The 13,199-nt window shown below is 36.3% G+C and carries 16 protein-coding genes; 13 read left to right on the top strand and 3 right to left on the bottom strand.

Features of this window, described 5'->3' with window-relative positions; genetic code table 11:
* Positions 1–97: 97 nt before the first annotated feature.
* The 6 genes from noc (at position 98) to CIL05_RS16260 (ending at position 5,477) form a co-directional block, all read left to right on the top strand.
* Entirely contained in the window at positions 98–961 is an 864-nt protein-coding gene (gene noc / locus CIL05_RS16285) for a nucleoid occlusion protein (protein WP_095656602.1), read from the top strand.
* A 290-nt stretch (positions 962–1,251) separates the two neighbouring features.
* A complete protein-coding gene (locus CIL05_RS16280; RefSeq protein ID WP_095656601.1) occupies positions 1,252–2,025 on the top strand; it encodes a ParA family protein in 774 nt (257 codons plus the stop codon).
* Complete coding sequence (locus CIL05_RS16275; RefSeq protein ID WP_095656600.1) at positions 2,006–2,842, top strand: ParB/RepB/Spo0J family partition protein; 837 nt, start codon at positions 2,006–2,008, stop codon at positions 2,840–2,842. The genes CIL05_RS16280 and CIL05_RS16275 overlap by 20 nt, the downstream gene beginning before the upstream one ends.
* Positions 2,843–2,929: 87 nt before the next feature.
* Complete coding sequence (locus CIL05_RS16270; protein ID WP_095656599.1) at positions 2,930–4,084, top strand: aminotransferase class V-fold PLP-dependent enzyme; 1,155 nt, start codon at positions 2,930–2,932, stop codon at positions 4,082–4,084.
* A gap of 18 nt (positions 4,085–4,102) precedes the next feature.
* Positions 4,103–4,807: a DUF554 domain-containing protein gene (locus CIL05_RS16265; RefSeq protein ID WP_095656598.1), complete on the top strand. Its 705-nt coding sequence runs from the start codon at positions 4,103–4,105 to the stop codon at positions 4,805–4,807.
* A 37-nt stretch (positions 4,808–4,844) separates the two neighbouring features.
* Positions 4,845–5,477 (top strand): transporter, encoded by a 633-nt coding sequence (locus CIL05_RS16260; RefSeq protein WP_095656597.1) that lies wholly within the window; start codon positions 4,845–4,847, stop codon positions 5,475–5,477.
* Between the two features lie 569 nt (positions 5,478–6,046).
* Here the strand turns inward: CIL05_RS16260 and yyaC are convergent.
* Positions 6,047–6,664 (bottom strand): spore protease YyaC, encoded by a 618-nt coding sequence (gene yyaC / locus CIL05_RS16255; protein WP_095656596.1) that lies wholly within the window; start codon positions 6,662–6,664, stop codon positions 6,047–6,049.
* 87 nt (positions 6,665–6,751) lie between these two features.
* On the opposite strand from yyaC, the gene CIL05_RS16250 reads away from it, so the two are divergent.
* From CIL05_RS16250 to rpsR, 7 genes are all read left to right on the top strand, one after another.
* Positions 6,752–7,771 carry a hypothetical protein gene (locus tag CIL05_RS16250; protein WP_095656595.1) on the top strand — a complete coding sequence of 340 codons (1,020 nt, stop codon included), beginning with the start codon at positions 6,752–6,754 and terminating at the stop codon, positions 7,769–7,771.
* A 93-nt stretch (positions 7,772–7,864) separates the two neighbouring features.
* Positions 7,865–8,767, top strand: coding sequence for a mechanosensitive ion channel family protein (locus CIL05_RS16245; protein WP_095656594.1), 903 nt, complete (start codon positions 7,865–7,867; stop codon positions 8,765–8,767).
* 37 nt (positions 8,768–8,804) lie between these two features.
* A complete protein-coding gene (locus tag CIL05_RS16240; RefSeq protein WP_095656593.1) occupies positions 8,805–9,002 on the top strand; it encodes a DUF951 domain-containing protein in 198 nt (65 codons plus the stop codon).
* Between the two features lie 219 nt (positions 9,003–9,221).
* A complete protein-coding gene (gene ychF, locus CIL05_RS16235) occupies positions 9,222–10,322 on the top strand; it encodes a redox-regulated ATPase YchF (protein ID WP_095656592.1) in 1,101 nt (366 codons plus the stop codon).
* 168 nt (positions 10,323–10,490) lie between these two features.
* Positions 10,491–10,781 carry a 30S ribosomal protein S6 gene (gene rpsF / locus CIL05_RS16230; protein ID WP_095656591.1) on the top strand — a complete coding sequence of 97 codons (291 nt, stop codon included), beginning with the start codon at positions 10,491–10,493 and terminating at the stop codon, positions 10,779–10,781.
* 24 nt (positions 10,782–10,805) lie between these two features.
* Complete coding sequence (gene ssb, locus CIL05_RS16225) at positions 10,806–11,345, top strand: single-stranded DNA-binding protein (protein WP_095656590.1); 540 nt, start codon at positions 10,806–10,808, stop codon at positions 11,343–11,345.
* Positions 11,346–11,366: 21 nt separating this feature from the next.
* On the top strand, positions 11,367–11,597 hold the full coding sequence (gene rpsR / locus CIL05_RS16220) for a 30S ribosomal protein S18 (RefSeq protein WP_095656589.1): 231 nt from the start codon (positions 11,367–11,369) through the stop codon (positions 11,595–11,597).
* Between the two features lie 278 nt (positions 11,598–11,875).
* On the opposite strand, the gene CIL05_RS16215 is transcribed toward rpsR, so the two are convergent.
* Positions 11,876–12,496 (bottom strand): ATP-binding cassette domain-containing protein, encoded by a 621-nt coding sequence (locus CIL05_RS16215; RefSeq protein ID WP_095656588.1) that lies wholly within the window; start codon positions 12,494–12,496, stop codon positions 11,876–11,878.
* Positions 12,497–12,511: 15 nt separating this feature from the next.
* The gene (gene modB / locus CIL05_RS16210) at positions 12,512–13,189 is read right to left on the bottom strand and encodes a molybdate ABC transporter permease subunit (RefSeq protein WP_095656587.1); all 678 of its coding nucleotides are present in this window, start codon (positions 13,187–13,189) and stop codon (positions 12,512–12,514) included.
* Positions 13,190–13,199: the final 10 nt, after the last annotated feature.

The following is a 13,199-nucleotide window of genomic DNA, read 5'->3' as shown; positions in this document are numbered from 1 at the left end:
AAATCCAATTGTTTCACGTGAAACAATTTTAATATACATAGAGATAATCCTGATAATCTTACTTAATTAAGATAGAATATAAAGGTGGTGTCTGTTGATGGTAAAGCCTTTTAATCGAATATTTGGTTTGGGGGATAAATCAGCTTCTGAACCAGAAGAAGAAAGCTATCATCCAGATGAAGTAATTCAGCTTCCTGTTCATAAAATTTCACCAAATCGATTTCAGCCGAGATCAATTTTTAGTGAAGAAAAAATTAAAGAACTGGCTCAAACGATAAACACACATGGTATGATCCAACCAATTGTCGTCCGGAAAATAAATTCAGAAGACGATAAGTATGAGCTTATTGCAGGGGAACGAAGATGGCGTGCTGTTCAAACACTGGAATGGGAAAATATTTCAGCGATCATACGTGAGATGTCTGATGCAGAAACTGCTTCAGTTGCTCTAATAGAGAACCTTCAACGTGAAGAATTGACTGTAATTGAAGAGGCAACAGCTTATGCCAAGCTATTGGAACTTCATTCATTAACACAGGAGGCGTTAGCTCAAAGACTGGGTAAAAGCCAATCTTCCATTGCAAATAAGCTGCGATTATTGAAGTTGCCTGAAGAAGTTCAGCAAGCATTATTAAATAAGTTAATTACAGAAAGGCATGCCAGAGCTTTAATAAAATTAAACGATCCTGAGAAGCAGCATAAACTTTTACAGGATATTATAGAAAATGAGCTCAATGTAAAACAGACAGAAGAGCGGATTACCAAAATGGAAAACCCGCAGAATGACTCAAAGAAAAAGCGTACAAAATTAAAAGGATTTAACAAAGATATTCGAATAGCTATGAATACGATTCGCCAATCATTAAATATGGTATCAGATACTGGAGTTAAAGTAGAATCTGATGAAAAAGAACTTGATGATTATTATCAAATTACTATAAAGATACCAAAAAAGAAATAATTCATTTATTATATGTGTTAGATAATACCCATCTATTCCCGAACAGATGGGTATTTCCTACAGTTTAAGATTAAAAAACGATTTCCTTCTTATAACAACATAATTTCTTCAAGTATATAGTAAAAACCCATCATAAATTACGATTTTATAACAAAAGTAATATTAATAGTTGTTTTCATAGAAATAGTGATAAAATAAGAAATATATGTATTTATACATTTAAAGTCAACTAATAAATTCGTCATAATTAATAGTCGAAAATGCAAGTTTTATAATAGGTAGGTGTCAACATGGGAAAAATAATGTCCATCGCAAATCAAAAAGGTGGTGTAGGAAAAACAACTTCGTCGGTTAACTTAAGCGCATGTCTTGCGCAATTGGGTAATAAAATATTGCTTGTAGATACAGACCCTCAGGGTAATGCTACAAGTGGGGTAGGAATTAACAAAGCAGATGTTAATAATTGTATCTATAATGTACTGGTAGAAGATTTACCTGCTGAAGAGGTTGTTATACCTACAAATGTAAACAACTTGGATATAATACCTGCAACTATTCAACTTGCTGGTGCAGAAATTGAATTAGTCCCAACTATTTCACGGGAAATTCGCTTGAAAAAATCATTGGAAAAACTGAAAGAGCATTATGATTATATTATTATCGATTGTCCGCCTTCATTAGGTTTGCTTACAATAAATGCATTAACATCCTCAGATACTGTTTTGATACCAGTTCAATGTGAATACTATGCACTGGAAGGTCTCAGTCAATTATTAAATACGATAAGACTGGTGCAAAAACATCTGAATAAGGAATTAATGATAGAAGGCGTATTACTTACAATGCTTGATGCACGAACAAATTTAGGTTTACAGGTGATTGAAGAGGTAAAAAAATACTTTCAAGATAAAGTCTATAAATCTATTATTCCCCGAAATGTACGCCTGGGTGAAGCGCCTAGTCATGGTCAACCAATTATTACGTATGATCCAAGGTCCAAAGGGGCAGAGGTTTATCTTGAATTAGCTAAGGAAGTGATGGCCAATGGCGAAAGGGTTAGGTAAAGGTATTAATGCTTTTTTTCCCGAGATTGATAGTCAGGATGATGAAGCAATCCAAGAAATTTCTATTGCTGAATGTAGGCCAAATCCTTATCAACCAAGAAAAACATTTCACGCTGATGCAATAGAGGAATTAAAGGATTCTATTCTAGAATATGGTATTATTCAACCATTAATTGTCCGAAAAAGTATTAAAGGGTATGAAATTGTTGTTGGTGAAAGACGCTTTCGTGCAGCAAAAGAAGCTGGATTTGAAAAGGTTCCTGTCGTTATAAAAGAATTAACTGATGGAAAAATGATGGAGCTTGCATTGCTTGAAAATCTCCAGCGTGAAGATTTAACGCCGATTGAAGAAGCCCATGCTTATGCAAATCTAATGAGTGAATTAAAGATTACACAAGAAGAATTATCAAAACGTTTAGGGAAAAGTCGTTCCCATATTGCTAATATAGTTCGATTGCTTTCTTTACCTGACCAGGTTATTGCATATATTAACAATGGTGAACTTTCTATGGGTCATGGACGTGCATTATTGGGTTTAAAGGATAAAGACAAACTACTTCCATTTGTAAATAAGATACGTCAAGATAAATTAAATGTAAGACAAGTGGAGCAGTTAATCATTGAATTAAATGAAAAACCGAAAACCAAAAAAGACAAGCCCAAAAAGGATGTTTTCCTTCTAGAAAGAGAGTCTGTATTAAGAGAACGTTTAGGTACAGGGGTAAGTATTCATCGTGGAAAACGAAAAGGGAAAATTGAAATTGAATTTTATACCGATGATGATCTGGAACGAATCATTGAGGTATTAGAAAAATAATAGAATCACATTAATTACAAAGACTGACGACCATATTTCGTCAGTCTTTTGCTATAATAAGAGGAAAGATCTAAGGGGGATAATCAAATGATATATTTTGATCAGGCTGCATCTTCTTTTCCTAAACCTCCTGAGGTTAGCGAAGCAATGGTTAATTTTATGAATAATATTGGTGCAAATCCGGGTAGGGGAGGACATTCGCCGGCCAGGGAGGCTGCTATTATTATAAATAAAACTAGGGAAAAAGCAGCTGAATTATTTGGCTGTAGTGATCCAAAGAAGGCATTGTTTTATTCGAATGCCACCATCGCACTAAATCAAGCCATTAAAGGCCTAACCTGGCAAAAGGGTGACCATATTATAGCTACATCTTTTGAGCATAATTCAATTAGACGTCCTTTGGAATTTTTAAAAAAGAAGTATGGGGTGGAAGTTTCCTTTATTCAATGGAATGATGATAGTGATCATTTTATTGATGCTGTGAGAAAAGAAATTAGAAATGAAACCAAATTAATTGCTATGACACATGCTTCCAATGTTACTGGTGCAATCCTTCCGATTGATCAAATAATGAAAATAGCAAAAAGCAATAATGTATTAACATTAATAGATGCATCACAAACTGCAGGATATGAAAATATACATATGAAAGAACTTGGAATTGATATGCTAGCTTTTCCTGGCCATAAGGGTTTGTTGGGACCACAGGGTACTGGCATGCTTTTATTAGAAGGGGAAATTGATTTATCACCATTACATCATGGAGGAACGGGCAGCTTTTCAGAGGATCCTGTTCAACCTGATCAATATCCTGAAAAACTGGAAAGTGGTACATTAAATACACCAGGTATTGCCGGGTTATATGCTGCTTTATTAGCCTATGAACATAGAAAAGATGAAAATGTTCCACGTGAAACAATGCTAACGAAAAAAATGTTAAGAGAGCTAAAAACCATTCCTGGTGTTACATGCTATGGCCCAGATGAAAAAGTATATCGAATGCCAATTGTTGCGTTTAATATTGATGGAGTAGACTCTCAGGAAATAGCCCTGGTACTGGACTCGCACTATAATATAGCTGTTCGTGCAGGATTGCATTGTAGTCCATTGACACATTATACTTTAAAAACAAAGGAACAAGGAATTGTAAGAGTTAGTTTAGGTATATATAACACTGAAAAAGAAATAGAAGTGTTTTTACAGGCTATCAAGGAAATAGCTGCTGCATACAATGAACTTTAACATATTGGAGATGGGGCAATGGTATTATATGGAACATTAGTAAATGGAGCATTAATTGTAGTAGGAAGTCTACTTGGATTATTTTTCACTAAAATACCTGAACGTTATAAAGAAACAATAATGCATGGAATTGGTCTTTCAGTTCTATTGATAGGATTACAAATGGCCTTTTCTACGGAAATAATCATCGTTGTTTTATTAAGTTTATTAACGGGGGCAATAATTGGTGAATTTATTCATCTTGAAGAAGGATTAAATCGTTTAGGGGCATGGATAGGCAGTAAAATTACAACGAAGAATGAAAATTTCAGCGTTGCTCAGGGTTTTGTAACTGCATCGTTAATTTTTGTTATTGGAGCACTGTCTATCATAGGAGCTTTAGATAGTGGAATTCGTGGTGATCATGAAATATTAATTACCAAAGGGGTTATTGATGGATTCGTTGCACTCGTATTAACAACAACTTTAGGTTTTGGAGTTATTCTTTCCGTAGTTCCAGTCGTATTATATCAGGGAGCTATAGCATTACTTGCTACACAAATTGAAAAGTGGATACCGGAAACATTTTTAAATGGGATGATTGTGGAATTAACTGCAGTAGGAGGACTTCTAATACTGGCAATTGGTCTTAATCTATTAAAAGTAGTGCAGATTCGTGTGGGAAATCTATTGCCTTCGATTGTGACTGTTGGTTTTATCTATTATATCTATCAATTATTTTAGAAACTGAATTATCCTGTTAATAGGGGAGAGCAGCATCATGCAACAAGTAATGAAAATAATATATGAAGGACTAATGATTCTCCTTGTAATGCTTACAATTATTACAATTTGGGCGGAAAACACATATAATTCAACTATAAATTGGGTTGTTTGGGCAGTGTTTTTTATCGACTTTATTATCCGATTTATCATGTCGAAGGAAAAGTGGAACTTTATTAAACAAAATCCATTTCTTTTAATCGCTATTATTCCATTTGATCAATTTTTCCAAATGGCTAGAGTTGTAAGGATCATTTATTTCTTTCGGATTAAAACAATAACCAAATACTATGTAACACCATTTATAGAAAAGTTAACCTATAGGTCATTGATTATCGCTTTATCATTGTTGTTCTTCGTATTATTAGCCGCGTCCCTTGTTGTTTGGAATGTGGAAAGCACTGTAAACACCTTTTTCCATGCGCTTTTTGCAGTGTTTAGTCATTTATTATTTTTTGGCCATCGAATATTTGCGATAGAGGATTCAATCACGATATGGGTTCTAACAGGAACCTCTATAATAGGTGTTGTATTACAAGGATTAGCATTACAGTGGGCTTTCAACAAGGCAGATAAAATACTTAAAGGAAGAAAGAAGAAATCTACACCAAGGGATGTTGGATCAGGATAACCGGATATACTAAAACACCGTGCGCTATTTACAGGCACGGTGTTTTTTATATAAAGCTATTTTGTTATTTCTCCGTAGTCGATGTAAAATGCGACACAGTGAAAATTATCTCATGACGCTTTCTCTTATTCTAATGATGGTTGACCGCTAAATCTCGCTCCGGCAGAATACTTCGCTTTCCACGCGCACGGCCTCAGCCTCCTCGAGAAAACCACTCTGCGGGGTCTTCGGACACGTGCTGTTCCCGTTGGAGTCTTCGTATTCTGCCTACGCTAGTAAGGATTATCTTAATAGTTTGATGTAATCAAATGTTAAATCATCCTTTGAAAGTGAAAGCACCATCCCAGCGGAGGAAACACATTGAAGACTCCTGCGGGAGGAAAGGCATAGGTGAGACCCCGCAGTGCGTAGCACGAGGAGGCTCACCAGCCGCCCGCGGAAAGCGAAATGTGTTTCCAGAGCGGTAATAAGGACTAGTGATCATCTATTACTTCGCAGTTTATATTAACTACGAAGTTTTAAAAGAAAATTACAAAAAGAGCCTTTATATAAAAGGGGGATTAACAAACTCATATTTTTTGTTGTTTCTCCTGCTTTAATAAAATTGCGGGAGAAGAATAATTATATTTTAAGCGCTGATCAATGATATCGAGTAATTCTGCAATTTTTTGTGCCATGTCCACTACAACGGACAATCTTGTGTTTTGTAAAACAGAATATTCCATAAACCCGCTTATATTTACAACCCCCGTAATATGGATGTTTCCAATGGATGGCAGGGGCTTGTTTAAGGCTGCCCCAGGCTTTAATGGACCTGCGCCTGCAATCAGGTGTCCAACCGAAGTGGTTTTGCCCAGACAGGCATCTATTGCGATAATAAAGGGGTTACTATGATTTGATTTAATGATATCTGTATATTCGTTTAGATTTGTGGCATGTACCGGTTTGTGTAAGGTGCCATAAACAGTCATATGCTTTGGTTTCATTTCAGAAAACAGTGTTCCTGTTAAGGGACCAAGTGCATCTCCCGTTGAGCGATCCGTACCGATACAGACAATTACATATTCCCGTGGGAAATCCGGAAGCCATGAAATAACTTTTTCACTCATTACAGGGATTAATGTATCATCTGTATGTAACATGCGGAAATTTTCATTTATTGAACTAAATCGTTTCTTTAGATTCATAGCTTATCCTCCACAAACATATTGGTATAGTATACGGATGTTTTTATCGTTCTATACATAGATTCTAAAAATATTGGGGGAAATGCGATGCGTGCAGGTCTGAAATGGATGTTTTTAATTATTGGGACAACAATTGGAGCAGGTTATGCTTCCGGTAGGGAACTATGGCAGTTTTTTGGGCATGAAAGTGGACTGGCTATTGTATTGTTTGTCATATTTTTTACTATATCCTGTTTTGTTATTATGAACGTTAGCTATCAAAGAAAATCAACACATTATCTCCCTGTATTACGTGATATTGTGGGAGCCAGACTTACAAAAATTTATGATGTCATGATTTTTTTATATTTGTTTACCACTACTGTCGTCATGATTGCAGGGAGCGGGGCAACTGGACAGGCGTTTAACTTCTCCTATTGGTGGGGAATAGTAATTATAGTCATCGCACTCATCGTTTTATTCATGAAAGATATAAACGGCCTTTTATCTATGAATCAATTCGTTTTGCCGCTTTTATTGGGTGGACTTTTGTATATTTTATTATTATTTACGTTTGATCAGGATCTGGCATTGTTTTCACATTGGCATGAACAAAGAAACTGGACTGCCGCATTTCCGTTTACAGCATTAAATATATTGCCATTAATCGCTGTTTTAGGAGCGATTGGTAATAAAGTCACCTCCAAACAGGAAATATGGATTGCTTGTATTGGCAGTGGGGCTACACTAGGTGTCATCTCCTATGTATATAACAATAGTTTAATTCAAATTGCGGACGAGATACTATTATATGAGATCCCATTATTTGCAATTTTAAAAGGTTATCCATTTGAAATACTCATATTTATGAGTATTTTACTTTGGTTTGCAATTTTTACAACAGCCGCCGCAGGGGTGTTGGGACTTGTAACAAGAATACAGGACTTTTTAAATCTCCCGTTAAGCTTGCTAGTTATTTTAATCTTAGTTACAATGATACCCTTAACCACGCTTGGATTTTCTACACTAATTAGCTACATATATCCAGTTTATGGGATATTAAATTTGTATGTATTAACAAGATTACTACTATTCCCCATTTGGAATAAAATGGAAAGAACGAAGTAAATACTTGAAAACTTTAAAAGGAAAAGTTAATATTGTAAACTATTTATATTACGAACACACAATTATCACAGCATACGACACGGAGGTTTTGAAATGGACACATTCAATAAACAATTCGAATCACTTTGGAATTATATTACTGGGCCAGAGCTTTGGATAACAATTGGAACAGGGATTTTACAAATAATTATTATAGCAGTTTTAGCAATTACGATCGTAAAAGTTAGCAGGAATCTAATAGATCGACTATTTAAAAGCAGATCAAAGGGTCCTATTCGGATTACGGAACGACGGGAAAACACGCTAAAAAAATTAATCAAAAGTGTGATCGCATATGTTGTTTACTTTATAGCTTTTATAATGATTTTAGACAATGTATTAGGTTTTGAAATTGGACCCCTGTTAGCTGGTGCTGGTGTTGCTGGTCTTGCTATTGGTTTTGGTGCACAAAACTTAGTCCGGGATATTATTTCAGGGTTCTTTATCATTTTTGAAGATCAATTTTCTGTAGGTGATTATGTACTGGTATCAGGGGTTGAAGGGACAGTAGAAGAGATTGGTCTTCGTACAACCAAAGTCCAAAGCTGGACAGGAGAAATGAATGTATTGCCTAATGGGAATGTGACACAGGTGACAAATTACTCTGTTACTAATGGTTTATCAGTAGTAGATATTAATATTCCATATGAAAGTGATATTACGGATGCCGAAAAGATTATCGAAGAAGTAGTTGTTGGTCTACCGGAAAAATATGATTTCTTTGTGAGTACACCAACCATTCATGGGGTGCAAGTTCTAGACGTTTCACATTATGTAATCCGTGTAATTGCGGAAACACAACCAGTCTTCCAGTGGGCAGGGGAGCGTGCGATCCGCAAAGAAACCCAGGATAAATTATATAAATCAGGAATTGAAATCCCATCACCACGCCTCGTAATGTATTCAAGTGATCAGAAAGAGGAACTCCTGCAGCGTGGGGTAGAGCGTAATCAATAATTTTTAGGTATAATGGATGAAAAAAGGAGCACACCAAATGGCAGAAAAAGAGTTTGGATTGAATGATGTAGTGCAGATGAAAAAGCCACATCCATGTGGGGAAAACCGCTGGAAGATTATACGTATGGGAATGGATATCCGAATAAAGTGCTTAGGTTGTGATCACAGTGTCATGATCCCCCGCAGAGATTTCACAAAAAAGATGAAAAAGGTCCTGGAAAAAGGGGAAGCATAAAAAAGATTTAAAATTAGTTAAAATTGACTATACTGCTATTAAAATAGTAAAATAGAGACAGTATTAAATAGAAAAAGATAAAATAATAGGGTGAGAAGCAAAAATAGGTATACTTCGGTTGCCTATTTTTGCTTTTTACCTGCTTGTGTTTTTATTTTTATGTATCTATAATTAGATTACGCGTTCATGAATGGAAATCCTTAAGGAGTTGAAAGTTGTATGGCCTTGACAGCAGGAATTGTCGGACTTCCCAATGTAGGAAAATCTACGCTTTTTAATGCAATCACACAAGCAGGAGCAGAAGCAGCAAATTACCCATTTGCTACGATTGACCCCAATGTAGGGATTGTGGAAGTACCCGATAATCGCTTAAATAAATTAACAGAATTAGTAAAACCGAAAAAAACAGTGCCGACAGCATTTGAGTTTACAGATATTGCAGGTATTGTGAAAGGTGCAAGTAAAGGAGAGGGGCTTGGTAATCAATTCCTATCTCACATTCGCCAGGTAGATGCAATTTGTCAGGTTGTTCGTTGTTTTGTTGATGAAAACATCACACATGTATCCGGCAAAATCGATCCAATTGATGATATAGAAATCATTAATCTTGAGCTGATTTTAGCTGATTTGGAAACAGTTGAAAAACGTTTCACACGGGTTGAAAAACTGGTAAAACAAAAAGATAAAGCAGCTATCGCCGAATACGATGTACTGGCAAAAATAAAGAATGGCCTTGAAGAAGAAAAACCGGCACGAGCTTTAGACTATACAGAAGAGCAATTGAAAATAGTTAAAGGCCTTCATTTATTGACAAGCAAGCCAACATTATATGTAGCTAATGTGAGTGAAGAAGAAATAGCGGACCCTGATTCGAATGAAAATGTACTAAAGGTAAGAGAGTATGCAGCAAATGAAAATGCAGAAGTTATTGTAGTTTGTGCAAAAATTGAAGAAGAAATAGCTGAGCTGGATCAAGAGGAAAAGGAAATGTTCCTCGAAGAGCTTAGTATCAATGAATCAGGTCTTGATAAGCTTATAAAGGCGTCTTATAACTTACTGGGCCTGGCAACTTATTTCACAGCAGGTGAACAGGAAGTGCGTGCATGGACATTCCGTAAAGGGATAAAGGCACCACAGGCAGCAGGAATTATTCATACAGATTTTGAAAGAGGCTTTATCCGTGCAGAAACTGTTTCCTATGACGATCTCGTAGAAGCAGGAGCAATGGCAGGGGCAAGAGAAAAAGGCAGAGTTCGTTTGGAAGGTAAGGAATATATTGTAAAAGACGGTGATGTTATACATTTCCGGTTTAATGTTTAAGAATTAAGCTGTACCCATTTAGCAAAAGAACGTAAAAAAGGATCTCTCGAAGGCTTGTTATTTAAAATAAGATTTGGTATAATACACTATTGTGAGTAATGTAACTTTAGATTACTCCTTGCTCTATTAACCAAATAGAGCCGCTAAGACCAAAAGGAGGTGTAACGGATGAGAAAATACGAAATCATGTATATCATCCGCCCGGACATTGAAGATGAAGCTCAAACAGCTTTAGTTGAGCGTTTCAACAAAATTTTAACTGATAACGGGGCGGAGATTGAAAAAGTTGATGAAAAAGGCAAGAAACGTCTTGCTTATGAAATCAATGACTATCGTGATGGATATTATGTACTGATTAACTTCAGCGGTGATGAAAATTCAGTAAATGAATTTGACCGCCTTGCTAAGTTCTCAGATGATATTATTCGTCATATGGCTGTTCGAGAAGATGATCAATAAGATCTATTATAAGGAGTGGTTCTGATGTTAAATCGTGTCGTACTTGTAGGCAGGTTAACGAAGGATCCTGATTTACGTTATACAGCAAATGGGACAGCAGTAGCTAATTTTACAATTGCGGTTAATCGCCCTTTTTCTAATCAGCAGGGTGAACGTGAAGCTGATTTTATTAACTGTGTTGTTTGGCGCAGACCGGCTGAAAACCTTGCAAACTACATGAAAAAAGGTAGTATGATCGGTGTTGACGGCCGTGTGCAAACTCGTACATTTGAAGGTCAGGATGGCAAAACTGTTTTTGTTACAGAAGTCGTTGCAGACAGTGTACAATTTTTAGAATCAAAAGGATCCTCTCAGGGAGGACAACAGTCATCAGGATTCCAGCAAAACAGAAATCAGAACCAAAATCAAAACCAAAATCAAAATCAAAATCAAAATCAAAATCAAAATCAGTTTCAGCAAAATCCGAACCAACAAAATCAACAAAACCCGAATCAAAATCAAGAGGATCCATTTAAAAATAATGGAGAGCCTATCGATATATCAGACGATGATTTACCATTCTAGAATTTAAAAGGAGGGTTATTAATGGCAGCTCGTCGCGGACGCGCTAAGCGTCGTAAAGTGTGTTACTTCACAGCGAACGGAATTACACACATTGACTATAAAGATGTTGATTTGCTAAGACGTTTCATTTCAGAACGCGGAAAAATTCTTCCACGTCGTGTAACAGGAACTTCTGCAAAATACCAACGTAAACTAACAAGAGCAATCAAACGCTCACGTACAATGGCATTATTGCCGTTCGTATCAGAATAATAAGAGAGCCTCTAAATCAAGCATCGTGCTGGATTTAGAGGCTTTTTTTGCACTGATAGGCAGGTATAGCTTTTTAGGATATCAGTATAAGTGCAGGCTTTGTGCTTTCGCCATTAAGGCTTGCACTCCAGAGTATAAGGGTTTCTAAAAAAAGCAAAATACGCTTTTAAGAATCCCTTTAACGAACGCCAAGTTTTCTAATATCTCTCGTTAATTCATTAATGATTTATCCTTACTAATGCATGGGAATTGGCTGACAATTCCCTTCCAAATAATAATTAATTTTCCAGCAATTTTCCTTTTTCTATCCTTATAATTCTATCCCCAACTTTTTCTGCTTCCTTATAGTCATGAGTAACCATAATTACGGGTATTTTCCACAGCTTATGTAATCTTAGTAATTCATTCTGACATTCTTTACGTGTTTCTTCATCTAATGCAGAAAAGGGCTCATCAAGTAGTAGGGCCCCCGGACGCGTTGCCAGCGCGCGGACAAGTGCAACACGTTGTTTTTCCCCTCCTGAAATTTGATGGGGGTAGCTATCCAGTATATGTCCGATGCCAACAACGCTAACCAATTCATTAACCAAAGATTCATCCTTCATCCCATAATTAATGTTTTTTTTAACCGTCATATGTGGGAATAATGCATAGTCCTGAAATAAATAGCCGATATTTCTTTTTTGAATAGGAAGCGGCTTTTCATTAATTTGAAAAAGAGAATGATTGTTTAGCTTGATATAGCCATTATCCGGATGTGTTAGTCCTGCAATGCTATTTAAAATGGTTGTTTTACCAGCACCAGATGGGCCGAACAATACGATAATTTCGTTACTGACATCAAACGTTGCTTCAAGTGAAAAGTTTTTTAGCTTTTTCTTCAAATCTACTGATAGCATTTGTCATTGCCCCAATCATTTGTCACTAGTAAACTTCAAAATATTCTTTCCGCTCCACCAGTTAAGCCAGAGAATCGCACTAAATCCAATTGCAATAATACTTACAACCCAAAACACTGCTGCATCCGTATTCCCTGATTCCACAGCAAAATAAATTGCCAGGGGAATAGTCTCTGTTTGGTTCGGTATGTAACCGGCTATCATTAAAGTTGCACCAAATTCACCTAAAGCACGGGCAAAGGTTAAGACTAAACCAGCTAACAAACCCGGCCATGCAAGTGGGAAGGAGATTGTCCAAAATACCTTAAATTTGGAAGCACCCATCGTAAATGCTGCATTTTCAATATTGCGATCATAATTTTGAAAGGATGCTTGAGCACTTTGGTACATTAATGGAAAAGAAACAACAATTGCAGCAATAACTGCGCCTACCCATGTAAAAATAACCTGGTAATCAAACCAATTCAGCAAAAGACTTCCGATCGGTCCATTTTTTCCAAACAAATATAACAGTCCGAATCCAACGACAGTTGGCGGCAATACAAGAGGCAGTAATAGAATTGCTTCCAATATACGTTTTCCCGGGAAATTATTACGTGCGATCAGCCTGGCAAAGATTACTCCAAGTACAAAAACAATACATGTGGCAATCCCAGCTATTTTCAATGATAAGAATAAAGGAGTATAGTTCATCACCAGTCCC

The sequence above is a fragment of the Virgibacillus profundi genome (genome assembly GCF_002287375.1).
Lineage (GTDB): Bacteria > Bacillota > Bacilli > Bacillales > Amphibacillaceae > Virgibacillus_K > Virgibacillus_K profundi.
The sequence above is the reverse complement of the archived record's forward strand: the minus strand, read 5'-3'. Positions and strand labels throughout refer to the sequence as shown.